Here is a 22,202-nt window from a genome sequence, read left to right on the forward strand (position 1 = left end):
CGACGGCGGCGCCGTCCGCGCCCGGCTCAGGGCTGGCGGCCGGTGTCGTCTGCCGGGGTGGACGGCTCAGCCTGGGCCTGGTCGTTGCGTTCCGGCCGCTGTATGGTGCGCACGGCCGCGCGCACGCGGGTCAGGGTGTGGAAGTCCAGCAGGCTGGTGGCCATGATGGTTTCCCAGAGAAAGCAGGCCAGGGCCGAGAGAAACATCAGCACGCCGAACAGAAAGCCCAGCACCGCATAGCCATGGCCGTTGATGCCGTAGGCCTCGCCCAGGAACAGCAGGGCAATGGTCAGGCCGATGCAAAAGCCGCAGACGGTCAGCAGCCCTATGCAGACATTGGCCAGCCGGCCGCGCTTGCGCAGAAAGTGCAGCTCGGTCAGGCTGCGCGCGATGAATTCCTCCTCCTGCGGCGTGCGCAGCAGTTCCTCCAGCTTGCGCGCGCGGTCGATGATGCGGGCCAGCCGCCCGGCCACGGCGCCTATCATGCCGGCCACGGCCGTCAGGAAGAACACCGGCGCCAGCGCCAGCTGGATGCTGTGGGTGACGGTATCGGCGTCTAGCGACCAATTGATCATGCGGTCCTCTGCGTGCTTTCTGTTGTCTGGTCCGGCCGTGCTGCCGTGTTTTCGCGCGGACAGTATTGTGGCCGCAACCGGGGGCCGCAAGAAGCCATGTCGCCCGCTTTCAGCGCGCCGGGGGTGCCGGCAGAACCTGCGCGCACAGCGAAAGCATCTGGTCCAGCAGGGCGGGCGCCCGGTCGCGGCGGCGGACCACGCCCAGCGGCGCCAGCCGGCCCGTCAGCTGCACGTCGAGCCGGCACACGCGCGCATGGGTCTGCAGGCCCGGCGCGATGCTCAGCGGCACCAGGGCCACGGCGCCGGGCTGGCTCAACAGGCCTTCCAGTATCGGCAGGGAAACGGTGGAGACGGGAAACCAGGGCGCATCGGGCAGTGCCTGGAGCACCTCGGCCTCGAAAATCCCGCGCACGGCGATGTTGGCCGTGGGCAGTACCCAGCGCGCGCCGGTCAAGGCCTGCAGCGGCACGCCACGGCGCCCGGCCAGTGCATGCGAGCGTGCGGCCACCACCACGGCCGTGTCGGCCAGCAGCGGCTCGAAGACGAAGGGGCCGGGCAGCAGCGCCGGCTCGCGGCAGAACACCGCGTCCAGCCCGCCGCCCAGCAGCTGGGACAGCAGCCGGGTGCTGGCGTCTTCGTGCACATCGACATGCACCTCGGGGTGTTCGGCATAGAACCGCGCCAGCAGGGGCGAAAGAATGGCCAGGGCCGCCGCCGGAATGGCGCCCAGGCGCAGCGCGGCCGCGGCGCCCCGGCGAATGGCGGCCAGCGATTCCGCCACCTCCTCCAGCGCGGCCAGCACGCCGCGCACCGTGTCCACCAGGGTCTGGCCGGCCAGCGTGGGGCGTATGCCGCGCGCATGCCGCTCGAACAGGCGGATGTCGAGCACGCGCTCCATCTCGGCCAGCGCCTGGGTGGCGGCCGACTGGCTCATGTGCAGCGTGGCGGCGGCCTGCACCACCGAGCCGCATTGCTGCAGCGCCACCAGCAGCTGCAGCTGGCGCAGGCGCACATGCTTGGTCAGGCGCGAGAACAGCAGCCGGCCCTGGGGCGTGGCCGCATCGTCCAGGCCTTCGCGGTCGTCAAAATCGTGGCTCATGGGAATCTCGGTGTTTTCCCCAGGCAGGCCCTGGCACGCCACAGGCGGCGAAGGGCAAGCTATCGGAACGGCTTATAGCTTGGCACAAATACCGTGGCCCACGCGGGCGGCAGTATTTCTATAGTCGCCTGCATCGGGAGCCGGCACGGCCCAGGCTGCGGCTCCCTCCCCGTCGATGGAGTCCATGCCATGCAAGCCAAGCCCCTCTTACAGCCTCTCTCTCACCTGCCGCGCCGCACCCTGCTTTCCCTGGGCGCGGGCCTTTGCGCCGCGCTGTGCGGCCTCACCCTGGCCCGCACGGCCCATGCGGCCGACGCCTATCCGAGCAAGCCCGTCAAGCTCATCGTGCCCTTTGCGGCCGGCGGCTCCACCGACATCGTCGCGCGCGTGATCGCCGAAGGCCTGCGCAGCACGCTGGGCCAGCCCGTGGTGGTGGACAACAAGGCCGGCGCGGGCGGCCTGATCGGTACCGAAAGCATTGCCCAGGCCGCGCCAGACGGATACACCATCGGCATGGCCACGGTGAGCACGGCCACCATCAACCCCTCGCTGTACACGCGCGCCGCCAGGCTGGAAGGCAGGCTCCTGCCCGTGGCCAACCTGGTGACCATGCCATCGGTCTACATGGTCCATCCCAAGATGGGCGTCAAGGATTTCGCGGGGTTCCTGGCCAGGCTGCGCGCCCAGCCCGGCGCCTACAGTGCGGGCGTGCCGGGCCTGGGCACGCTGGGCCATCTGATGGTGGCGTCCTTCAACGAGACCATGAAGACCCAGATCCAGATCGTGCCCTATCGCGGCAACGGCCCGGCCCTCAACGACGCCCTGGCGGGCATGGTGCAGGTGATGACCGATCAGCTGCCTTCGGCCATGCCCCAGATCAAGGGTGGCAAGCTCATCCCCGTGGCACTGTCGGGCGACAGCCGCTCGCCCGATCTGCCCGATGTACCCACCTTCAAGGAGCTGGGCTATGCGCAGCTCAACGAGCTGGGCATCAGCTGGTTCGGCCTGGTCGTGCCGGCCGGCACGCCGCCTGCCATCGTCCGGCAGTTGCAGGAAGCGTCCACGAAGGCCGTGCGCCTGCCCGAGGTGCAAAAGCACCTGAAGCTGCTGGGCGCATCGGTCACCGAGATGGACCAGGGCCGCTTCCCTGCCCAGATCGCCAGCGAACTGCAGCGCAACAAGGCGCTGCTGGACAAGGCAGGAGTGAAGCCGGAATGAGCGCGGTCGATCATCTCCAGGATTTCTTCCAGCAGCAGTCCGCGCGCATGGCGGCCCTGGCCGACAGCATCTGGTCGCTGGCCGAGCTGCGCTATGCCGAGACGGCTTCGGCCCAGCTGCACATCGATGCGCTGGAGCAGGCCGGGTTTCGCATCACACGCGCCCTGGCCGGCATTCCCACCGCCTTTCTGGCCGAATGGGGCGACGAGGGCCCGGTGCTGGCGTTCCTGGGCGAGTACGACGCACTGTCGGGCCTGAACCAGCAAAGCGGCGCCCTGGTCTGCACGCCGTCCACCGACAGCCCGGGCCTGGCTGGCCACGGCTGCGGCCACCACCTGCTGGGCACCTCGGCGCATTTCGCGGCCATCGCGCTGCAGGAGCACCTGCGCCGCAGCGGCGCCAAGGCGCGCGTGCGCTACTACGGCTGCCCGGCCGAAGAAGGCGGATCGGGCAAGACCTTCATGGCGCGCGCCGGGGTCTTCGACGATGTGGACACGGCGCTGACCTGGCACCCGGCCAGCTTCTCCGGCGTGTTCAGCCAGAGCACGCTGGCCAATATCCAGGCGAAGTTCGTCTTCCACGGCAAGGCCTCGCATGCCGCGCACTCCCCCCACCTGGGCCGCAGCGCGCTCGACGCCGTGGAGCTGATGAACGTGGGCGTGAACTACCTGCGCGAACACATGCCCACCGATGCGCGCGTGCACTACGCCATCACCGACTCGGGCGGCCTGTCGCCCAACGTGGTGCAGGCGCGCGCCGAGGTGCTGTACCTGGTGAGGGCCGCGCGCAACCACGAGGCGGCCGCACTGTACGAGCGCGTGCAGAACGTGGCGCGCGGCGCAGCGCTGATGACGGATTGCCGGCTGGAGATCGTCTTCGACAAGGCCTGCTCCAACCTGCTGCAGAACCGCACGCTGAACCAGGTCATGTACGAACAGATGCAGGCCCTGGGCCCGCTGCGCGTGGACCCCGGACTGCACAGCCTGGCCGGAGACTTCCAGGCTACGCTGGACAGCAATGACGTAGACCAGGTCAGCCGCCCGCTGGCCAGCGTGCTGCGCGGCAAGGTGCCGGCCGTGTTCGAGGGCCTGGCGCCCTACGACCCCGCTGTGGAGGGCACCCTGTTCGGCTCCACCGACGTGGCCGATGTGAGCTGGATCACGCCCACCGTCCAGGCCTGGGTGGCCTGCTACGCCTTCGGCACGCCGCTGCACTCCTGGCAGATGGTCTCGCAGGGCCAGTCCGGCCTGGCCCACGCCGGCATGGTGCGCGCCGCCCAGGTGATGGCCGCCACCGCCATCGCCCTGCTGCAGCGGCCCGAGCGCATGGCCGAGGCAAAGGCGGAGCTGCTCGAGCGCCGCGGCGGCAGGCCCTATGCCTGCCCGATTCCTGCGGAGGTGCCCTTGCCGTTCATGCGAGGGTGATGTCCTTGGCATCGACGAATGTAAGGAAAATTCCTTACACTCATCTCCCAAGTCATTTGTGAAGGATTGCGCCATGCCCGACATCCATGAACTGGCCACCCTCACCTCCAAGGGCCAGGTCACGCTGCCCAAGCCCATACGCCAGGCCTTGGGCGTCGATGCGGGCGGCAAGATTGCATTCCGACTGCGCGAGGATGGCCTGGTCGTTGTCAGCCGCGCCGAAGAAGGGCATCAGGACCCCGCCATAGCGGCCTTCCTCGATCTGCTGGCTGCCGATATCCAGTCCGGCCAAAGGCTCCAGAGCCTGCCCGACGACCTGGCCCGCGACATGCTTGCGCTCGCAGGTCGTACGGTGGACCTGGATGACGATATCCAGGGCGATGTGGTGATCTGATGCAGCGCCACGGCTGGACCCTGCTGTTCCATGACTGCGTGGTGGAACAGTTGCGCAAATTGCACCAGGCCGCCCGACGCGCAGAGCACAACAGTCCGCAAGACTTCGGCTCCAATGCCAACGTCAAACTGTTCAGGGCTCTGAGCCAGTTGATGCTGGAAGTGATTCCCGGCGATCCCTCACGCGACGAATACCGCCAGGGCAATACGCTGGGAGCCAGCCACCGCCACTGGCGGCGGGCCAAGATCGGCAGAAGGTTCAGGCTGTTCTTCCGGTACGACTCCCGCTCCAGGGTGATCGTCTTCGCATGGGTCAACGACGAGCAGACCCTTCGCTCGTCGGGCAGCGCGTCCGACCCCTATGCAGTTTTCGAAAAAATGCTCGGACGCGGCCATCCGCCCGACGATTGGGAAGATCTGAAAGCGGCCAGCACGGAACATTGGCACGCTGGCCCGCGGTAGCCGGGCACCCGGCCTTTGCGCTGCCGCAAACCCGCCCCGCCGCCGCGTTGACCCATCACAAGCCCTCCACGCCATGCCACGGCGATAGTCGGATCGGGACCCCACCGATACCTACAAACCACAGGAGGACTTGTGAAGCTGATGATCGATCTCTTTTCCACCGACTACGGGCTGATGAGCCTGGGCGTCATCGTCTTCATCCTGATCATGGCGGGCTTTTTCCTGCGCCTGTTCCTGGGCAAGATGAAGCACGTGGCCAACAAGCCGCTTGAATGAAAAGATGCCCAGGCAGGGCCTGGCCTGGGCATTCGCATGCAGCCCTGCGCACTCAATAGTGCGGGGGCAGCTCGTCGCGCAGATGGGTCGCACCGCCAGCAGGCCCGCCCTCCGGCACCCGTCGGCGCAGGTCGCGCAGCTCGTCCAGGAGCCGGTCGATCTGCTGCTGCTGGCGGTAGATGGTCAGGTTCAGTTGCTCCAGCAGGTCGTCGGTGTAGCTGGCCTTGATCTCCAGCTCCATCACGCGCGCCTGCAGGGCCTGGGCCTCGTCGCGTTCGCCGCTGCGCTCGTTGTCCCCAGCCACGCTCACGCCTTGAGCGCCTGGGCCAGGCGGGCGATGCCTTCGCGGATCTTGTCCTCGTCGGCCGTGGCGAACGAGAGGCGGAAGCTGGTGGCATCGGGGTTTTGCGCGAAGAACGGCGCGCCCGGCACAAAGGCCACGCCCTGGGCGATGGCCCGCTTGGCCAGCTCGCCGGCATCGGCCAGCGCGCCGCCCTTGCCGGTCAGGCGCACCCACAGGAACAGGCCGCCCTGGGGCTGCAGGAATTCCACGGCATCGCCGAGGTGCTCGCGCAGCGCATCGCCCATGGCCTTGGCGCGGCGCGCATAGACCTCGCGCACATGGGCCAGCGTGGCGGGCATGGCGCCGGACTTCAGGTACTGCGCGGCCGTGGCCTGGGCAAAGGTGCTGGTGTGGGCGTCGCTGAACTGCTTGCACATCACGGCGCGGGCCAGCAGCTCGGGCGGGGCCACCAGCCAGCCGATGCGCAGGCCGGGGCTGAGCACCTTGCTCAGCGAGCCGCAGTGCGCCAGCCAATCGCGGCTGCCGGGCACCTGGCTGGACAGGGCCAGCAGGCTGGGAGGTGGCGCCTCGCCAAAATACAGGTCGCCGTAGGGATCGTCTTCCACCACCAGGGTCTGGTACTTGACGGCCAGCTCCAGCACCTTCTTGCGGCGCTCCAGGCTCAGCATGGCGCCGCTGGGATTGCCGAAGGTGGGGATCAGGTAGACCAGCTTGGGGCGGTGCTCGGCAATGAGCTTTTCCAGCGCATCGACCTGGGCGCCTTCGGCATCGATGGGCGCGCTGATGACTTGCGCGCCGTACAGGCGAAAGCACTGGATGGTGGCCAGGAAGGTCGGGCCTTCCACGATGACCTTGTCGCCGGGGTTGATCATGGTCTTGCCCAGCAGGTCCAGCGCCTGCTGGCTGCCCGTGGTGACCACCAGCTGCTCGGGGGCCAGCTCACGCACGCCCTTGCCGGCCATGAAGGCGGCGATCTGCTCGCGCAGCGGCTGGTAGCCCTCGGTGGCGCCGTACTGCAGCGCCGCGCCCGGCTCCTGCTGCAGCGCTGCCTGGGAGGCGGCGCTGATGCCGGCCACGTCGAACATGGCGCTGTCCGGGAAACCACCCGCGAAGCTGATGATGCCGGGCTTGCCCAGCAGCTTGAACAGCTCGCGGATGGCGGAGGTTTCTACGTTGTTCAGACGGTCGGCGAATTGCATGGGCAGGATTCTCGTTGTCGATGCGATGAAAAGGCGAAGCCTGCATTGTCGCCAATCCTGCCGCAGCTTTCCTGCACGATTAGAAGTCCCCTGAGTCGCTTCGCGCCTTCCCGTTGCACGGCGCCCCCCCAAGGGGGACGACGCCATCTCTGCCCCCTCTCTCCCGGAAGGCAGCTGCGTTCAATCCACCTTGATGTCGGCCCTGGCGGCCACGGCGCGCATCTGCGGCAGTTCGCGCTCTATGCGCTCCTGCAGCGCGCTGCCCGGACCCCATGCGGGCGACAGGCCGATGTCCACCAGCTTCTTCTTCATGGCCGGCTCGGCCATGGTGTCAGCCAGCGCCTTTTCCAGCTTCTTCTGGATGGGAGCGGGCAGGCCGGCCGGTGCAAGGAAGGCAAACCAGGTGTCCATGGCAAAGCCGGGGTAGCCGCTTTCGGCCACGGTGGGCACCTGGGGCAGCAGGGGCAGGCGCTGCGGGCCCAGCGCTGCGATGGGACGGATCTTGCCGGCCTTGATCAGCGGCGTGGTGGCCACCACCGTGTCCACGGCCACCTGCACCTGGCCGCCCATCAGCGCGGTCAGGCTGGGCGAGCTGCCGTTGAAGGGCACGTGCACCATGCGCATGCCCGTGGCGGTCTTGAGCATTTCGCCACCGAAGTGCACCGACGACCCCGTGCCGAAGGAGCAGTAGGACAGCTTGTCCGGATCGGTCTTGGCCAGGGCCACGAGTTCAGGCAGGGTGCGTGCAGGCGTTTCGTTGTGCGCCACCAGCACCAGCCCCATGTCGGCCACCAGGCCCAGCGGCGTGAAGCTGCGCAGCGGATCGTAGGGCAGCGGGTTGCGGATCACGGGGTTCAGCGTCAGCGTGGTGCTGGCGCCCAGCAGCAGCGTGTAGCCATCGGGCGGCGCCTTGGCCACCAGCGCGCCAGCCACCACGGTGCCCGCGCCGGGACGGTTTTCCACCACCACGGGCTGGCCCAGGCGCTCTCCCAGCGATGTGGCCAGCAGGCGGCCCAGGATGTCGGTGGCGCCGCCGGGCGCAAAGGGCACGACCAGCTTGATCGGGCGATCCGGGTAGGACTGGGCCTGGGCATGCGCCAAGGGCAAGGCAAGCGCAGCGGCGCCGGCCATCAGGCACGACAGAAAACGGGAACGGGACAAGGCCATGGCACGGATCTCCTGGGGAACGAGGGAACGGGAACCTGGGAACAAGCTCAATGCGGCAATTCAGTCGTCAGTCGTCAGTCGTCAGTCGTCAGTCGTCAGTCTTCAGTCGAGCAGCGGGCTGCGCACGCGCGACAAGCCGCTGGCCTGGTCATAGGCATGGCCGATCTGCAGCACGGCCAGGTCGGCCTGCGCCGGGCCGATGATCTGCAGCCCGGCAGGCAAGCCCTGCGGCCCGAAGCCCGCAGGCGCGGCCAGGGCCGGAAGGCCGGCCATGGTGGCAGGCACCACGGTCTGCATCCAGCGGTGGTAGGTGTCCATCTCGCGGCCGTCCACGGCGTGAGGCCAGTCCAGCGCTGCGTCGAAGGGAAAGACCTGGGCGGAAGGCAGCACCAGAAAGTCGTAGCTGTCGAACAGGCGGCGCAATGTTTCATACCAGGCCGAGCGCACGCGCGCCGCGTCATAGACGGCCATGGCCGGCAGCGCCAGGCCGCGCTCGATTTCCCAGACGGCCTCGGGCTTGAGCAGGGCATGCGTGACCGGGTCGCGGTACAGGGCGGCGTTGGCACCGGCCACGCTGAAGCTGCGCAGGTCGATCCAGGCGCGCCACAGGCGTTCGAAGTCGAAGGCCGGCACGGCCTCTTCCACCGTGCAGCCGATGGTCTTGAAATGCTGCAGCGCCGCGCGGCAGGTCTCCAGCAGGCCAGGCTCGGTGGGCAGGTGCCCGCCCAGGTCCCCCAGCCAGCCGATACGCAGGCCCTTGCAGTCGCGCTGCAGCTGCGCGGTCCAGTCCTGGGGCGGCTCGCTGCGGCGGGTCAGTGGCAGGCGCGCATCAAAGCCTGCCTGCACGGACAGCAGCAGGGCCAGGTCGGGGATGTCGCGCGCCATGGGGCCGGCGACGCTGAACTGCTGGAAGAACACCTCTTCCGAGGGGCCATGCGGCACGCAGCCCACCGAGGTGCGCAGTCCGTAGACATGGTTGAAGGCGGCCGGCGTGCGCAGCGAGCCCATCATGTCCGAGCCATCGGCCACGGGCAGCATGCGCAGCGCCACGGCCACGCCCGCCCCGCCGCTGCTGCCGCCTGCCGATCGCGAAGGATCGAAGGCATTGCGCGTGGTCCCGTAGACCGGGTTGTAGGTATGCCCGCCCAGGCCGAACTCGGGCGAATTGCTGCGTGCCACGAAGAGCGCACCGCCTGCGCGCATGCGCTCGAACACCACGCAATCGGCCTGCGACAGCTGGTTCGCGAAGATCGGCGATCCCTTGGTCGTGACCATGCCTGCGGCCGGCATGATGTCCTTGGGCGCCTGCGGAAAGCCGTGCAGCGGCCCCAGGCTCTGGCCGCGCGCCAGCAGCGTATCCAGCTCGCGGGAGCGGCCGCGCAGCCAGTCCCGGTCCAGCGGAGCCACCAGCGCGTTGACCACGGGGTTGAGCCGGTCGATCTGGGCGCAGTAGGCATCCAGCACTTCCAGGCAGGACAGCTCGCGGCCGTGGATGGCCTTGGACAGCGCGACGGCCGACATCTCCACCACGGCACCGCCCCCGGTGGCCAGACCCGGCTGCAGCGCAGCGGCGCTTGTGCTTGACTCCATGGATTTCCTCGTTTTCGTGACAGAACGAAGTCAGCATAAGCAGGCGCAAATATTTCGACAATCGCCATTTTCTCGGCTTATCGTTGCGTTTTCCGCAAACCATAAATGGGAGCCACATGCTTTCCAACCGCCTTCAGGACACGGCCCTGCGCTACTTTCTCGAAGTGGTGCGCAGCGGCTCGGTCAGCGATGCCGCCGCGCGGCTCAACGTCTCGCCCTCGGCCGTGAGCCGCCAGGTCGCCGGTCTGGAAGAGATGCTGGGCGTGCCGCTGTTCGAGCGCCGCCCGCGCGGCATGGCGCCCAGCCCGGCAGGCGAGCTGCTGGCCGCCCACGCGCGCCGCGGTGCGCTGGAGGCCGACCGCGTGGTCTCGGACATCGAGGCCCTGCAGGGCCTGCGCCGGGGCGTGGTGCGCGTGTGCAGCTCGGGCGGCTTTGCCATCGAATTCCTGCCGCGCGCCATGGCGCTGTTTCGTGAACAGTACCCGGGCATGCAGTTCCACCTGCGCGTGGAAGCACCTGCCGCCGTGACCCAGGCCGTGCTGGGCGGCGAGGCCGATGTCGGCCTGACCTACAGCCGTGCGGCGGCACGCGATATCGAGGTCTGGCACCGCCAGGTCTCGCCCGTGGTCGCCATCATGCGGCCCGACCACGCACTGGCCCGGCATGCCAGCATCACCCTGGCCCAGATGCATCCCCATGCCATTGCCCTGCCCGAGGACGCCAACACCGCGCGCCAGCTGTTCGACATTGCCTGCAGCCACCGGCGCCTGGTGTTCGAGCCTGCCCTGGTCAGCGGCCAGTTCGAGACCCTGGTGCACTTCGTGCTGCATGGCGGCGGCCTGTCATTGGGTGGTGAGGTCACCATGCGCGAGCGTGTGCGCCGTGGCGAACTGCATGCGGTGCCCATACGCGAACGCGGCATGAATGCACGCGCCATCGAGCTGCAGACGCTGGCAGGCCGCACGCTGTCCAAGGGAGTGCGGGCCTTCGTGGAGCATCTGCGGGAGCTGCTGCCTCCCGGGTAAGAAGACGAAGTAGAAGAAGCAGAGAAAGACGGAAGGGATGGACTGCAGGCCGGCGCCCGTGCTCAGCCCTGCCCGACTTCCAGGTGGCACTGTGCCCAGTGCCACTGCGCCCGGCGCGTGGCCTCCCGCAGCCGCTGGGCCAGCACATGGCGAGCAGGCAGGCCGGGCAGATACTCGGCCATCTGGACGCCGCCGCGGCCCAGCTCCAGCAGTTCGATCTGCTCCGAGCTGTTGCCCGAGCACAGCATGATGCCCAGCGGCGCATCCTCGCCCGGCTCATGCTCATGCCGATCCAGCCAGCGCAGGTAGTGCTCCATCCGATCCTTGTCCTCAGCCGCGAATTCGCCCACCTTCAGCTCCACCGCCACCAGCCGCCGCAGCCTGCGGTGGTAGAACAGCAGGTCAAGCTGGAAATCCTGGTCATCCATCTGCATGTGCCTTTGCCGCGCCACCAGGCTGAAGCCCATGCCCGACTTCAGGAAAAAGGCTTCCATCTCGCGGATGACGGCCGCCTGCAGGTCGCCCTCCTGCCAGGCATCGTGCAGCCCCAGGAAGTCGAGGATGTAGGGGTCTCGCATGAACAGCGCTGGCGACATGCGCTCGGTGGCTCGCTGCGTGGGCTCCTGCGCGACCAGCGTGTCCGCATCGAAGGACAGCACGGTGCGCTCGTACAGCCGGGAATCGATGCGGCTGCGCAGCGTGCGGGCGCTCCAGCGCTCAATGCTCGCCATGCTGGCGTAGTACTCGCGCTGCAGGGCGTCCTTGAGCGGAATCAGCGCGATGAAATGCGCCCAGCTCAACTGCCGCGTGGGCGAGATGACCAGGGGCTCATCAGGAAAGGTGGTGGAGAACTGCACCATGCGCCACAGGTTCTTTTCCGAGAAACTGCCGCCATAGCCCTGGACCAGATGCCCGGCCAGGGAGGGCAGGACCTTGTCGCTGCAGCCGGCCTGCCGCACCTCGGATTCGCAGTCATGGATGTGCTGGCCGATATGCCAGTACAGCAGGGTCATTTCGCTGTTGATGGTGGAAGCCACCCGAAGCCGCGCGGCCTCGATCAGGTCGCGGACATCACCCAGCAGGGTCTGCGCCGCCGCGATCGCGGGAGAAACGGATATCTTGCGAGTGGCCATGCGGTCGCCCCCTCCTGGTGGCGTGTTGTCTGTATGTGTGGTGTCGGCGGAATCGATCCGGCCCACTATTGCCATGCGGCCCCAGCACGTCAACGCCGCAACGGCATAACCAGACGATCTGGCCCTCGCAGACATCAAAAACCAGAACAGTCCTAGAAATCACACTTGCACGACAATGCTCGCCACATCGATGGACACGCGCTTCCCACAATGAAAACCACCAGCATCGAACCCTTCTTCGCCACACTCAAGGCCGCCAACCCCTCGCCCCAGACCGAGCTGGAATACACCAACGTGTTCGAGCTGCTGTCTGCCGTGCTGCTCTCGGCCCAGGCCACGGACGTGGGCGTGAACAAGGCCACGCGCAAGCTGTTTCCCGTGGCCAATACGCCCCAGGCCATCCTGGACCTGGGACTTGAAGGGCTGGAGGGCTACATCAAGACCATCGGCCTGTACCGCAGCAAGGCCAAACACCTGATGCAGACCTGCCAGATCCTGGTCGAGCGCCACGGCGGCCAGGTGCCGCGCACGCGCGAGGAACTGGAAGCCCTGCCCGGGGTGGGCCGCAAGACGGCCAACGTGGTGCTGAACGTCGCCTTTGGCCAGCCCACCATGGCCGTGGACACGCACATCTTCCGCGTGGGCAACCGCACGGGCCTGGCGCCAGGCAAGACGCCGCTGGCCGTGGAAATGCAGCTCATGAAGCGCGTGCCGCCGGCCTATGCCGTGGACTCGCACCACTGGCTCATCCTGCTGGGCCGCTACGTCTGCCAGGCCCGCAAGCCACGCTGCTGGGAGTGCGTGGTGGCGCCGTACTGCGACTACTCGCCCAAGACGCCTGCGCCGGCTGCGGGCAAGCGCTGAGCTTCAATCGGCCTTGAAGCCCGTGGCCGCCACGGCCTTGCCCCAGGTGACCGTGTCGGCGCGCATGATGCGGGCGAGTTCGTCGCCCGTGGTGCCCGTCACGCGGAAACCGGCCTCTTCCAGCCGGCTGCGGCTGTCGGGCTGCTGCAGGGCGCGCACGATGTCGGCCTGCAGCCTGGCCACGATCTCGGGCGGTGTCTTGGCGGGCGCGACCACGCCGAACCAGGAATTGAACTCCAGCGACGGATAGCCCTGCTCCCGGATGGTCGGCAGATCGGGCATGGACTGGGTGCGAGTGGCGCCCGTGCTGCCCAGGGCTGCGAGCTTGCCGGCCTTGACCTGGGGCGCGGCCAGGGCTGCCGTGGCAAAGACGGCCTGCACGTCGCCGCTGAACAGGCCGCCCAGGGCATCGTTGGTGTTCTTGTAGTGCACGGGCTCGGGCCTGAGCTGCACGGCATTGCCGAACATGAAGGCGCCGAAGTGGCCTGGCGTGCCGGCGCCGAAGGTGGCGATGAACAGCTCCTTGCGCTGGCGCGCCCAGGCCACGAAATCGAGCACATTGCGGGCCGGCACTTTCTGCGGATTGACCAGCAGCACGAAGTCGGAGGTGACGACCTGGCTGACGGGCACAAAGTCCTTTTGCGGATCGTAGGGCAGGCGCTGGTAGGTGTTGGGGGCAATGCTGAGCTGGCCGGTCTCGCCCAGCATCAGCGTGTAGCCGTCAGGCACGGCGCGTGCCGCCTCGCTGGCGGCGATGAGGCCGCCAGCGCCCGGCTTGTTGTCCACGACCACGCCCAGGTTGCCCCATTGCTCGGACAGCTTTTGCGCAAGCAGGCGTGCCACGATGTCCGGCCCCGTTCCCGCAGGAAAGCCGACGAGCAGGCGCACGGGCTTGCTCGGAAAAGCAGGCTGGGCGCTGGCCGCGGCCCAGGGAGCCAGGCCGGTGGCCAGCACGGCGGCAAGAGTGCAGGCCACGGCGGCGCGGCGCGCCTTGGATGCAGGGTTGTTCATGTGTTGTGTCTCCTGTGTTGTAGGTATCGAAGCGGGGAAGGCCCCCTCAGAGCAGCTCGTGAAAGCGCATCTGCACGCGATCGGGATGGCGCGCGCCGGTGCCGAAGAACAGGCGCTCGTTGATCCAGGCCAGCGCACGGCTGGCCGTCTCCATGCGGGGCGCGCAGCGGAAGTAGATATGTGCAGGGTCCACGGGCTCGCCACGTGCCAGCTTGGCCATGTGCGCCGGGTCGCCGCTGCGCAGGGCCTGGTTGCAGACATAGATCAGGTCGCCGGCATCGGTCTCCAGCACATAGCGCGCGTCGAGTTCGGCCAGCCCGCCGTGCACGATGCGCTGGAAGTCCGCGCCTCCGGGCAGCACGCGCGCGCTCCAGCCGTCGCCCCGGGCCGTGCCGCCCAGGATGGGGATCAGCCGGCGCCCGCCGTGCGCCGTGGCACCGACCTCCTGCGGCGGGCCCACCTGCACGCTCAGGTCGGCGAAGAAGCGAAAGCGCGGATCGGGCAAGGCCGCAAGCTGCGGCACGTCATCTGGCATGGTTCTGGGGCTCCGGTGAATGGGATCGGGACCTAGCATAAGCACCATTGCCCGGGCAGGCCGTCATCCCGGAAGATGACAGCGCCCTGCCCGCCCCTGCCATCCCTTGAGACACTGGACCTGCCCCTCCCCCGCCCTTGACGCCAGCGCCTTGCCCGGCCAGGCGTCCAGCCATGCGCTGGGCCAGATGGTGTCCAGCCTGGGTGGGCCGGGCTTCGCCCTGCAGGTGCTGCAGGCCATGAACGCGCTGCTGCCTGTCGCCTCCTGGTCGGTCTACCGCACGGGGCAGCGCAGCCGGCCGCAGCTGTTCCTGTCGGCCAGCAGCGAGGCGCGTGACACCACGCGCGAGTGCTGGCGCGCCTATCTCTCAGGCCCCCATCTGCGCGACAGCACGTGGAAGCACGGCGGCACAGCGCCGGCACGCAGCACGGCGCTGTGCCACATCACGGCCCAGGAGGTGGAAGGCGAGCACCGCGCCCTGGTCTACGACGCGCACGGCATGGCCGAGCGCGTATCCATCGTCGAGCACCAGGACGACGGCGGTGTGTTTGCCGTCAACTTCTACCGCCACCAGCACCAGAGGGCGCTGGGCGATGCGCAGATCGGCTGCTTCGAGAGCATGGCGCCCGTGCTGCTGGCCCTGGCGCACAAGCACATCGCGCTGACGCAGGCGCAGCCTGCCGTGGCTGCGGCATCGGCGTCCCCAGCCCCCCAGCCCAGACAGCGCCAGACATTGCCCGCCCTGCGCATGCGCCTGCTGCAGGCACAGCCCGGCCTCACGCCGCGCGAACTCGATGTCTGCGCCCGGCTGCTGCAGGGCATGAAGCACGAGGGCATTGCCTGCGACCTGTCCCTCAGCCTGCCCACCGTCAAGACCTACCGTAACCGCGCATTTGCACGGCTGGGCATCCACTTTCGCAGCGAGCTGTTCGCGCTGGCCATGGAGCCGCAGGGCTGAAGGGGCCGGGGCTCAGTCCAGCGAGGCGCCGGAGTCCTTCACAATGCGCGCCCACTTGGCGATGTCCTCGCGCAGCAGGGCCGCCATCCGGTCCGGTGACACGGGCTTGTCGGCCGGGCCGGCCAGCTCCACGCCCGAGGCTTCGAGCTTGCCGCGCAGATCGCCGGCCGCCAGCGCGCGGGCCATGCCGTCCTGCAACTGCGCCAGCACCGGCGCGGGCACGCCTTCAGGAGCAAACAGCCCTACCCACAGCGTGCCGTTGTAGCCGGGCACCGTTTCGCCAATGGTGGGTACATCAGGCAGCAGCGGCGATCGCGCCGCGCCGCTCACGGCCAGCGCGCGCAGCCGGCCGGCCTGGATATGGGGCAGCGTTGACGGCAGGCTGCCGAACAGCAGCGGTACCTGCCCGCCCAGCACATCGTTGAGCGCGGGCGCCACGCCCTTGTAGGGCACGTGCTGCAGCTGGATGCCCGCCATGCTGTTGAGCATCTCGCCCAGCAGATGGTTGAGCGTGCCGTTGCCGGCCGAGGCATAGCGGAACTCGTCGGGCCGGCCCCGGGCCATGGCGATCAGCTCGGGCACGGATTTGGCCGCAACGCCGGGATGGGCCAGCAGCACATTGGGCACGGAGCCGATCAGGCCGATGGGCCGGAAGTCCTTCACCGGATCGAAGCCCGGCTTGCGGTACAGCGCGGGGTTGATGGCCTGGCTGCTGCTGATGGTCATCAGCAGCGTATGCCCGTCGCGCGGCGCCTTGGCCACGGCCTGGGTGCCGATGTTGCCGCCCGCGCCGGGCCGGTTCTCGACCACCACGCTGGCGCCCAGCACCTCGGCCAGCTTCTGGCTGACCAGCCGGCCCACGATGTCGTTGGTGCCGCCCGGCGCCTGCGGGACGATCATCACGATGGGCCGCGCAGGCCAGGCCTGGGCATGGCCCAGCAGGGGCAATGCGAGTGCGGCGGCCACCAGGCTTCGGCGGCGCAAAAGGCTCGACGGCAGGGGAAAGGAAGAATCCGGCATGGTCATGTCTCCATTTGTTCTTGTCGCAAGCCCGCATGGTTGCCCGTGCCGGGCCAGCGCACAATCGCGCATTTCCTGACCCGGCCTTCGGAATTGACAAAGCCTTGACCCCGCCCATGCCCTCTTCGCCCTTCATGCCCCTCATGCATTTCGACCTGACGGACCTGCGCCTGTTCGTGCATGCCGCCGAACTGGGCAGCCTCACGCGCGCCTCGCAAAGGCAGCACCTGTCCCTGGCCGCAGCCAGCCTGCGTATCAAGGCGCTGGAGGAGCAGGCGGGCATGCCCCTGCTGTACCGCGAGGCGCGCGGCGTGCGGCCCACGCCGGCCGGCGAAGCCTTCCTGCACCATGCGCGCGGCATGCTGCTGCAGTCCGAGCAGTTGCGCCACGACCTGCAGGAGTACGGCGCCGGCCTGCGCGGCCATGTGCGGGTGTTTGCCAACACCACGGCCGTGACCGATTTCCTGCCCGAGATACTGCCGGCCTTTCTTGCCGACCACCCGCGCGTGAACGTGGACCTGCAGGAGCGGCCCAACGCCGAGATCGCGCGCGGCGTGCTCGACGGCCGGGCCGACCTGGGCATCGTGGCCGGCCAGGTGGACACGCTGGGCCTGCAGACCATCCACTTCAGCACCGACCGGCTGGTGCTGGCCACGCCGCGCGGCCACCGCTTTGCGCGGCGCAAGCGCATTGCGTTTGCCGAGACGCTGGACGAGGACGCCATCGGCATGCAGCAGGGCAGCACGCTGCAGACCTTTCTGGCGGGTGTGACCGAGCGCCTGGGCAAGCCCATGAAGCTGCGCATACAGCTGTCCAGCTTCGACGCCATGTGCCGCATGATCGGCGCGGGCGTGGGAATCGGCATCGTTCCCGAGAGCGCCGCACGGCGCAACAGCGACAGCATGCGGCTGGCACTGATCGAGCTGACCGATGCCTGGAGCGTGCGCGAGCGCCGCATCCTCGTGCGCGACCAGGGCCGGCTGCCGCGCCATGCGCAGGCCCTGATCGAGGTGCTGCAGGCCTACTACGCCACGCCGGCAGGCTCCTGAGCCGGCTGCGCTCCCGGCTCCATCAGGCTGGACAGCGAACGCAGCTGCCCGCCCTGCGCATCGAAGTTGCCGGGCTCCAGCCAGCGCTGGTAGGCCGCGCGCAGCGCCGGCCATTCGCTGTCGATGATGGAGAACCAGGCCGTGTCGCGGCTGCGGCCCTTGTAGACCACGGCCTGGCGGAACACCCCCTCGAACCGGAAGCCCAGGCGCGCCGCTGCGGCACGCGACGGCGCATTCAGGCTGTCGCACTTCCACTCGTAGCGGCGGTAGCCCAGCTCGTCGAAGGCGCGCTGCATCAGCAGGAACTGCGCCTCGGTGGCCGCACGCGTGCGCTTGAGCTGGCGCGAGTAGCAGACAAAGCCCACTTCCATCACGCCGCTGGCCGTGTCCACGCGCATCAGCGCCAGCGAGCCGATGGCACGGCCCGTGGCCAGGTCGATGACGGCGTGGTGCAGCGGGTCATCGCTGGCCTGGGCGGCCTCGGCAAAGCGCAGATAGGCCTGGGCGTCCGCGAAGGGGCCTACCGACATGTATGTCCAGTCGCTGGCGTCCGGCGCCTGGCTGAAGGCATCGAACAGATCGGCTGCATGGCGCGCGGCGGACAGCGGCTCCAGCCGGCAGTAGCGGCCTTGCATGGGCGTGCGCGGCGGGCGCTGGCGCGGGGTCCAGTTGGGAAGGTCGTGGCCTACGGGTTGGGAGTGGGCGTTGAGCGCGGGGGGCATGGGAGATTCCTGGTCAGGTCATTTGGCAGGGCCACGATAACGCCCGCGTGGCATCATTGAAAGCGCCATATCCCTCTTATTTCATGGTGCCACGCCGTCCATTGCATGCACGCTTCCGACCTGCTGACCAGTCCCTTGCAATCCGGCCCTGGAGCGGCTCCCCGCCAGCGCCAGCTGATCCAGCGCCTGAAGCAGGCCATCCTGGCGGGCCGGCTGCCGGCCGGCGACCGCCTGCCGGCCTCGCGCTCGCTGGCGGAGGATCTGGGAGTCTCGCGCAACACCGTGCTCATCGCCTACGAGCAACTGGCGGCCGAAGGCTATGTGGTCGCCGACCGGCAGGGCACGCGCGTGGCGGCTGTGTCCACCCATTCCATGGCAGCCGCCGAGGCCGCCGCCCCGCCCCCCTGCGCACCCCGCACGGCACGGCGCCTGGACCGCATCGCGCCCACACGCCACGCCTTGGACCGCAGCCTGCCGCTGACACCGGGCACGCCCGCCCTGGACAGGTTCCCCCTGCCCGCCTGGCGCCGATCGCAGGACCGCGCATTGCGCCTTCCCGCCAGCGCCACGCTGGACTATGGCGATCCTGCGGGCGAGCCCGCACTGCGCCAGGCCATTGCGCAGCACCTGCGCATCTCGCGCGGCGTGCGCTGCGATGCCTCGCGCATCATCGTCACCGAAGGCGCCCAGGGCGCGCTGGACCTGTGCGTGCAACTGCTCACCAACCCGGGCGACCATGCCTGGCTGGAGGAGCCCGGCTACCGGGGCGCCAAGTCGGCCTTTGCGGGGGGAGACCTGTGCGTCAGCACACTGCGCGTGGATGCGGATGGCGCAGCCATTGCCCCCGGCCTGTGGGACAGCCATCCTCCACGGCTGATCCAGATCACGCCGTCGCACCAATATCCCACGGGCGCCGTGCTGTCGGTGGCGCGCCGGCTGGACCTGCTGGAGCGCGCGCGCCGCGCGGGGGCCTGGATCATCGAGGACGACTACGACAGCGAATTCCGCCACCAGGGCACGCCCATCGCCGCCATGCAGGGCCAGGTGCCGGACGCGCCCGTGCTCTATGTGGGCACCTTCAGCAAGACCATGTTCCCGGCACTGCGCCTGGGCTTTGTGGTGCTGCCGCAGGCCCTGGCCACCAGCGCGGCATCCGCCGTGCAGGAGATGCTGCGCGGCGGCCATCGACTGGAGCAGCTGGCCATGGCGGACTTCATGGAAAGCGGCCAGTTCTCGCGCCACCTGGGCCGCATGCGGCGCCTGTACCGCGAGCGCCAGGCAGCCCTGCGCGAGGCGCTGGCCACGCAACTGGGCGTGGAGCATGAGGTACTGGGCGGCCACGGCGGCCTGCACCTGACGGTGCGGCTGCCGCCGGACCTGTCCGACCGTGCCATCGTGGAGCAGGCACGGCGCGCCGGCATGAACCCGGGCGCCCTGTCGTCCTTCGCCCTGGCATCGCTGCCCCAGGACAACGGCCTGGTGATCGGCTATGGCAACACCGATGCCGCGCGCTTTGGCGCGCTGGTCAGGCGGCTGGGCAAGCTGGCAGCGGCTGCATTGCAGCGCTAGCCGCAGCGCAGCCCCAGCGGCTATGCCTGTTCCGAGCGCGTGCTCACCCCGGCCTGCGCAAAGCTGGCCATCTCGCCCAGCATGGCGCAGGCCGACACCAGCAGCGGCCAGGCCAGGGCCGCGCCCGAGCCTTCGCCCAGGCGCAGTTGCCAGTCCAGCAGCGGCTCGGCACCCAGGTGGGCCAGCATGCGCACATGGCCGGGCTCGCCCGAGCGGTGCGAGAAAACGCAGCGCTCCAGCACGGCCGGCTGCAGGCGGCTGGCCACCAGCACGGCGGCCGTGGTGATGAAGCCATCGACCACGATGACGCGCCGCTCGGCAGCGGCCTGCAGCACGGCGCCCACCATGGTGGCAACCTCGAAGCCGCCCATGGCCGCCAGCGCGTCCAGCGGTTCCGTGGCATGCGCGTGCAGTTGCAGCACCTCCTGCAGCACCCCGATCTTGCGCGCCAGCCCGGCTGCATCCAGGCCGGTGCCCGCACCCGTGACCTCGGCCAAGGGCTCGCCGCACAGCCGCGCCAGCAGCAAGGATGCGCTGGAGGTATTGCCAATGCCCATCTCGCCCAGCAGCAGCGCATTGCCCGGCAACTGGCGCACCAGGGCCGCGCCGTTGCGCAGGGCCATGGCGCATTCGGTGGCCGTCATGGCCGGGCCCTGGCTGCAGTCGCGCGTGCCGTAGCCCAGCTTGCGGCGCCACAGGCGCGGCTGGCCGGGCTGGGGAAGCTTGTCGTCAGGGTCCTGCTCGCGCGCGGGAAAGTCGCGTGCCACGCCGCAGTCCACCACGTTCAGCGCCAGCCCATGCTGGCGCGCCAGCACGCTGACGGCGGCGCCGCCGGCCATGAAGTTCTCGACCATCTGCCAGGTCACATCCACCGGATAGGCCGACACGCCACGCGCCGCCAGCCCGTGGTCGGCCGCAAACACCAGCATCTGCGGCTGCTGCAGCACCGGCCTGTCCTGACCCAGGATGCAGGCAATGCGCAGCGCCAGCTGCTCCAGCCGCCCCAGCGCGCCCAAAGGCTTGGTCTTGTGGTCTATGGCGTGCTGCACGCGCTGGGTGAAGGCGGCATCGGCCAGCGAGGCGATGGCGGGAATAGCGGCTATAGCGGTAGTGGCGGCAATAGCGGAAATGGCGCCATCGTGCGAGTGTTCTGTGGGTGCAGCGGAATGCGGGGTGGGCGTTGACATGGCGAAGCGGCCTTGGCCCGGGGCGGGCGTGGCGGGCGGATTGCAAAGGCGCAAGTATGGCGCGCCGCGCAACTCCGGCAGAACCATCGGTCTCTTTCCTGCCGCCATGGACGGTCTGGGCGTCGATTGCCGCAGCAGGCCGTACAGGCCGCACCGTTCTGAGACAATCGCTGCCACACCTGGTGCGCGCAGGCATGCGCGTGGTGCAAAGCATTGGCGTGCCCGCCGGCCCGGTGGACGAGGGCGTGGACGCCGTCGTGGTCGCGCTCAAGTCGCGCACCATCGCGCCGGCCGATGCCATTGCGCAATCGCTGCAGGCCCTCCAATGGCTGCAGGCCCAGGGCGCCAATGGCCGCGCGCCGCAGATCTACTTCAAGTACTGCTCCACCTTCGACAGCACGCCGCAGGGCAATATCGGCCCCGTGGCCGATGCGCTGATGGACGCGCTGGGCTGCGAATTCGCCATTGCCACGCCTGCCTTTCCCGACAACCAGCGCACCGTCTTCAAGGGCCACCTGTTCGTGGGCGATGTGCTGCTCAGCGACAGCGGCATGCGCAACCACCCTCTCACGCCCATGACCGATGCCAACCTGGTGCGCGTGCTGCAGGCGCAGACAGGGCGCAAGGTGGGGCTGATCGACCATGTGGCCGTCGCGCAGGGCGAGGCCGCCATCCGCGCGCGCATCGCCGCACTCCAGGCCGAGGGCACGGGCATGGCCGTGGTCGATGCCGTCTCCAACGACGACCTGCTGCGCCTGGGCCCGGCGCTGGCCGGCATGCCCCTGGTCACGGCCGGCTCGGGCGTGGCCATCGGCCTGCCCGCGAACTTCGGCATACAGCCCTCGGCCCAGGCCGCTGCCCTGCCCACCGCCACCGGCCTGCAGGCGGTCGTCTCGGGCAGTTGCTCGGTGGCCACCAATGCGCAGGTGGCGCACTTCATCGCCTCGGGGCGCCCTGCCCTGGCGCTGGAGCCGCTGCGCATCGCCGCCGGCGAGGACGAAGCCGGCAAGGCCCTGGCCTGGGCCCGCCAGCACATCGCCAGCGGCCCCGTGCTGATCTACTCCACCGCAGAATCCGCCGCCGTCAAGGCCGTGCAGGGCCGCCTGGGCGTGGAGCAGGCCGGCGCACTGGTCGAACAGACCATCGCCGCCATCGCCCGGGGACTGGTCGAGATGGGCGTGCGCCAGCTCGTCGTGGCCGGTGGCGAAACCTCGGGCGCCTGCGTGCAGGCGCTGGGCATCGAGCAAATGCGCATAGGGCCGCAGATCGACCCTGGCGTGCCCTGGTGCCATGCCGCCTCGCCCCTGGCGCCGCAGGGGCTGCACCTCACGCTCAAGTCCGGCAACTTCGGCACCACGGACTTCTTCACCAAGGCCTTCGGCGCGTTGCAGCGCGCCTGATGCCACACTCAGCCTCCGTTTT

At 69.0% G+C, this 22,202-nt stretch carries 23 protein-coding genes; 11 read left to right on the top strand and 12 right to left on the bottom strand.

The genetic code is table 11. The features are described 5' to 3' along the window. Positions 1–26: 26 nt before the first annotated feature. On the bottom strand, positions 27–575 hold the full coding sequence (locus DTS01S_RS09500) for a DUF2721 domain-containing protein (RefSeq protein ID WP_016445256.1): 549 nt from the start codon (positions 573–575) through the stop codon (positions 27–29). A gap of 109 nt (positions 576–684) precedes the next feature. Beyond that, positions 685–1,674: a LysR family transcriptional regulator gene (locus DTS01S_RS09505; RefSeq protein ID WP_016453034.1), complete on the bottom strand. Its 990-nt coding sequence runs from the start codon at positions 1,672–1,674 to the stop codon at positions 685–687. Between the two features lie 189 nt (positions 1,675–1,863). Here DTS01S_RS09505 and DTS01S_RS09510 point away from each other — a divergent pair, with 189 nt between their 5' ends. The 5 genes from DTS01S_RS09510 to DTS01S_RS29475 all read left to right on the top strand — a co-directional run bounded on the left by DTS01S_RS09510 (position 1,864) and on the right by DTS01S_RS29475 (position 5,447). Further along, positions 1,864–2,892, top strand: a complete 1,029-nt coding sequence (locus DTS01S_RS09510) for a tripartite tricarboxylate transporter substrate binding protein BugE (protein WP_017404435.1) — start codon at positions 1,864–1,866, stop codon at positions 2,890–2,892. Continuing rightward, a complete protein-coding gene (locus DTS01S_RS09515; RefSeq protein ID WP_016453036.1) occupies positions 2,889–4,316 on the top strand; it encodes a M20 family metallopeptidase in 1,428 nt (475 codons plus the stop codon). The genes DTS01S_RS09510 and DTS01S_RS09515 overlap by 4 nt, the downstream gene beginning before the upstream one ends. 73 nt (positions 4,317–4,389) lie before the next feature. Continuing rightward, the gene (locus tag DTS01S_RS09520; protein ID WP_017404436.1) at positions 4,390–4,710 is read left to right on the top strand and encodes a type II toxin-antitoxin system PrlF family antitoxin; all 321 of its coding nucleotides are present in this window, start codon (positions 4,390–4,392) and stop codon (positions 4,708–4,710) included. Then, complete coding sequence (locus tag DTS01S_RS09525) at positions 4,710–5,171, top strand: type II toxin-antitoxin system YhaV family toxin (RefSeq protein ID WP_043789674.1); 462 nt, start codon at positions 4,710–4,712, stop codon at positions 5,169–5,171. Before DTS01S_RS09520 ends, DTS01S_RS09525 begins: the two co-directional genes overlap by 1 nt. Positions 5,172–5,312: 141 nt before the next feature. Then, positions 5,313–5,447: a DUF3149 domain-containing protein gene (locus DTS01S_RS29475; RefSeq protein ID WP_016445252.1), complete on the top strand. Its 135-nt coding sequence runs from the start codon at positions 5,313–5,315 to the stop codon at positions 5,445–5,447. 52 nt (positions 5,448–5,499) lie between these two features. On the opposite strand, the gene DTS01S_RS09530 is transcribed toward DTS01S_RS29475, so the two are convergent. From DTS01S_RS09530 to DTS01S_RS09545, 4 genes are all read right to left on the bottom strand, one after another. Continuing rightward, a complete protein-coding gene (locus DTS01S_RS09530) occupies positions 5,500–5,757 on the bottom strand; it encodes a SlyX family protein (protein WP_016445251.1) in 258 nt (85 codons plus the stop codon). Beyond that, on the bottom strand, positions 5,754–6,950 hold the full coding sequence (locus DTS01S_RS09535) for an aminotransferase-like domain-containing protein (RefSeq protein ID WP_016445250.1): 1,197 nt from the start codon (positions 6,948–6,950) through the stop codon (positions 5,754–5,756). Before DTS01S_RS09535 ends, DTS01S_RS09530 begins: the two co-directional genes overlap by 4 nt. Positions 6,951–7,130: 180 nt before the next feature. Beyond that, positions 7,131–8,117 (bottom strand): Bug family tripartite tricarboxylate transporter substrate binding protein, encoded by a 987-nt coding sequence (locus DTS01S_RS09540; RefSeq protein WP_061287644.1) that lies wholly within the window; start codon positions 8,115–8,117, stop codon positions 7,131–7,133. Between the two features lie 102 nt (positions 8,118–8,219). Next, positions 8,220–9,707 carry an amidase gene (locus DTS01S_RS09545; RefSeq protein WP_061287645.1) on the bottom strand — a complete coding sequence of 496 codons (1,488 nt, stop codon included), beginning with the start codon at positions 9,705–9,707 and terminating at the stop codon, positions 8,220–8,222. Positions 9,708–9,823: 116 nt separating this feature from the next. Between DTS01S_RS09545 and DTS01S_RS09550 the strand changes: the two genes are divergently transcribed. Next, a complete protein-coding gene (locus DTS01S_RS09550) occupies positions 9,824–10,732 on the top strand; it encodes a LysR family transcriptional regulator (protein WP_016445247.1) in 909 nt (302 codons plus the stop codon). Positions 10,733–10,794: 62 nt separating this feature from the next. On the opposite strand, the gene DTS01S_RS09555 is transcribed toward DTS01S_RS09550, so the two are convergent. Continuing rightward, positions 10,795–11,865 (bottom strand): PDDEXK nuclease domain-containing protein, encoded by a 1,071-nt coding sequence (locus DTS01S_RS09555; protein WP_016445246.1) that lies wholly within the window; start codon positions 11,863–11,865, stop codon positions 10,795–10,797. 210 nt (positions 11,866–12,075) lie between these two features. Between DTS01S_RS09555 and nth the strand changes: the two genes are divergently transcribed. Then, positions 12,076–12,729, top strand: coding sequence for an endonuclease III (nth, locus tag DTS01S_RS09560; protein ID WP_016445245.1), 654 nt, complete (start codon positions 12,076–12,078; stop codon positions 12,727–12,729). 3 nt (positions 12,730–12,732) lie between these two features. Here the strand turns inward: nth and DTS01S_RS09565 are convergent, their stop codons facing one another. Further along, positions 12,733–13,740, bottom strand: coding sequence for a Bug family tripartite tricarboxylate transporter substrate binding protein (locus tag DTS01S_RS09565; protein ID WP_043789667.1), 1,008 nt, complete (start codon positions 13,738–13,740; stop codon positions 12,733–12,735). Positions 13,741–13,786: 46 nt separating this feature from the next. After that, entirely contained in the window at positions 13,787–14,275 is a 489-nt protein-coding gene (locus DTS01S_RS09570) for a DUF3237 domain-containing protein (protein ID WP_016453040.1), read from the bottom strand. Positions 14,276–14,462: 187 nt separating this feature from the next. Here DTS01S_RS09570 and DTS01S_RS09575 point away from each other — a divergent pair, with 187 nt between their 5' ends. Further along, positions 14,463–15,233: a helix-turn-helix transcriptional regulator gene (locus DTS01S_RS09575; RefSeq protein ID WP_061287679.1), complete on the top strand. Its 771-nt coding sequence runs from the start codon at positions 14,463–14,465 to the stop codon at positions 15,231–15,233. Between the two features lie 12 nt (positions 15,234–15,245). Here DTS01S_RS09575 and DTS01S_RS09580 read toward each other — a convergent pair whose 3' ends face one another. Continuing rightward, the gene (locus DTS01S_RS09580; protein WP_061287680.1) at positions 15,246–16,253 is read right to left on the bottom strand and encodes a tripartite tricarboxylate transporter substrate binding protein; all 1,008 of its coding nucleotides are present in this window, start codon (positions 16,251–16,253) and stop codon (positions 15,246–15,248) included. Between the two features lie 143 nt (positions 16,254–16,396). On the opposite strand from DTS01S_RS09580, the gene DTS01S_RS09585 reads away from it, so the two are divergent. Beyond that, positions 16,397–17,302, top strand: coding sequence for a LysR family transcriptional regulator (locus DTS01S_RS09585; RefSeq protein ID WP_174538880.1), 906 nt, complete (start codon positions 16,397–16,399; stop codon positions 17,300–17,302). Here DTS01S_RS09585 and DTS01S_RS09590 read toward each other — a convergent pair. Further along, complete coding sequence (locus DTS01S_RS09590; RefSeq protein ID WP_046987989.1) at positions 17,278–18,024, bottom strand: GNAT family N-acetyltransferase; 747 nt, start codon at positions 18,022–18,024, stop codon at positions 17,278–17,280. The two genes, DTS01S_RS09585 and DTS01S_RS09590, sit on opposite strands and share 25 nt — an antisense overlap. 105 nt (positions 18,025–18,129) lie before the next feature. Between DTS01S_RS09590 and pdxR the strand changes: the two genes are divergently transcribed. Next, the gene (gene pdxR, locus DTS01S_RS09595; protein WP_061287646.1) at positions 18,130–19,593 is read left to right on the top strand and encodes a MocR-like pyridoxine biosynthesis transcription factor PdxR; all 1,464 of its coding nucleotides are present in this window, start codon (positions 18,130–18,132) and stop codon (positions 19,591–19,593) included. Between the two features lie 20 nt (positions 19,594–19,613). Here pdxR and cobT read toward each other — a convergent pair whose 3' ends face one another. Continuing rightward, positions 19,614–20,867 (bottom strand): nicotinate-nucleotide--dimethylbenzimidazole phosphoribosyltransferase, encoded by a 1,254-nt coding sequence (cobT, locus tag DTS01S_RS09600; protein ID WP_074931891.1) that lies wholly within the window; start codon positions 20,865–20,867, stop codon positions 19,614–19,616. Between cobT and otnK the strand changes: the two genes are divergently transcribed. Continuing rightward, positions 20,837–22,180 carry a 3-oxo-tetronate kinase gene (gene otnK / locus DTS01S_RS09605; RefSeq protein WP_254787982.1) on the top strand — a complete coding sequence of 448 codons (1,344 nt, stop codon included), beginning with the start codon at positions 20,837–20,839 and terminating at the stop codon, positions 22,178–22,180. The genes cobT and otnK overlap by 31 nt on opposite strands. The last annotated feature ends 22 nt before the right edge of the window (positions 22,181–22,202 follow it).

Source organism: Delftia tsuruhatensis NBRC 16741 (assembly GCF_001571325.1).
Classification (GTDB): Bacteria; Pseudomonadota; Gammaproteobacteria; order Burkholderiales; family Burkholderiaceae_C; genus Comamonas; species Comamonas tsuruhatensis.

Bases quoted from the DNA above. Each gene is read 5' to 3' on its own strand.
- DTS01S_RS09500 (WP_016445256.1), bottom strand. From the start codon at position 575: ATGATCAATTGGTCGCTAGACGCCGATACCGTCACCCACAGCATCCAG.
- DTS01S_RS09505 (WP_016453034.1), bottom strand. From the start codon at position 1,674: ATGAGCCACGATTTTGACGACCGCGAAGGCCTGGACGATGCGGCCACG.
- DTS01S_RS09510 (WP_017404435.1), top strand. From the start codon at position 1,864: ATGCAAGCCAAGCCCCTCTTACAGCCTCTCTCTCACCTGCCGCGCCGC.
- DTS01S_RS09515 (WP_016453036.1), top strand. From the start codon at position 2,889: ATGAGCGCGGTCGATCATCTCCAGGATTTCTTCCAGCAGCAGTCCGCG.
- DTS01S_RS09520 (WP_017404436.1), top strand. From the start codon at position 4,390: ATGCCCGACATCCATGAACTGGCCACCCTCACCTCCAAGGGCCAGGTC.
- DTS01S_RS09525 (WP_043789674.1), top strand. From the start codon at position 4,710: ATGCAGCGCCACGGCTGGACCCTGCTGTTCCATGACTGCGTGGTGGAA.
- DTS01S_RS29475 (WP_016445252.1), top strand. From the start codon at position 5,313: ATGATCGATCTCTTTTCCACCGACTACGGGCTGATGAGCCTGGGCGTC.
- DTS01S_RS09535 (WP_016445250.1), bottom strand. From the start codon at position 6,950: ATGCAATTCGCCGACCGTCTGAACAACGTAGAAACCTCCGCCATCCGC.
- DTS01S_RS09540 (WP_061287644.1), bottom strand. From the start codon at position 8,117: ATGGCCTTGTCCCGTTCCCGTTTTCTGTCGTGCCTGATGGCCGGCGCC.
- DTS01S_RS09545 (WP_061287645.1), bottom strand. From the start codon at position 9,707: ATGGAGTCAAGCACAAGCGCCGCTGCGCTGCAGCCGGGTCTGGCCACC.
- DTS01S_RS09550 (WP_016445247.1), top strand. From the start codon at position 9,824: ATGCTTTCCAACCGCCTTCAGGACACGGCCCTGCGCTACTTTCTCGAA.
- DTS01S_RS09555 (WP_016445246.1), bottom strand. From the start codon at position 11,865: ATGGCCACTCGCAAGATATCCGTTTCTCCCGCGATCGCGGCGGCGCAG.
- nth (WP_016445245.1), top strand. From the start codon at position 12,076: ATGAAAACCACCAGCATCGAACCCTTCTTCGCCACACTCAAGGCCGCC.
- DTS01S_RS09565 (WP_043789667.1), bottom strand. From the start codon at position 13,740: ATGAACAACCCTGCATCCAAGGCGCGCCGCGCCGCCGTGGCCTGCACT.
- DTS01S_RS09570 (WP_016453040.1), bottom strand. From the start codon at position 14,275: ATGCCAGATGACGTGCCGCAGCTTGCGGCCTTGCCCGATCCGCGCTTT.
- DTS01S_RS09575 (WP_061287679.1), top strand. From the start codon at position 14,463: ATGGTGTCCAGCCTGGGTGGGCCGGGCTTCGCCCTGCAGGTGCTGCAG.
- DTS01S_RS09580 (WP_061287680.1), bottom strand. From the start codon at position 16,253: ATGCCGGATTCTTCCTTTCCCCTGCCGTCGAGCCTTTTGCGCCGCCGA.
- DTS01S_RS09585 (WP_174538880.1), top strand. From the start codon at position 16,397: ATGCATTTCGACCTGACGGACCTGCGCCTGTTCGTGCATGCCGCCGAA.
- DTS01S_RS09590 (WP_046987989.1), bottom strand. From the start codon at position 18,024: ATGCCCCCCGCGCTCAACGCCCACTCCCAACCCGTAGGCCACGACCTT.
- pdxR (WP_061287646.1), top strand. From the start codon at position 18,130: ATGCACGCTTCCGACCTGCTGACCAGTCCCTTGCAATCCGGCCCTGGA.
- otnK (WP_254787982.1), top strand. From the start codon at position 20,837: ATGGCGCGCCGCGCAACTCCGGCAGAACCATCGGTCTCTTTCCTGCCG.
- cobT (WP_074931891.1), bottom strand. From the start codon at position 20,867: ATGGTTCTGCCGGAGTTGCGCGGCGCGCCATACTTGCGCCTTTGCAAT.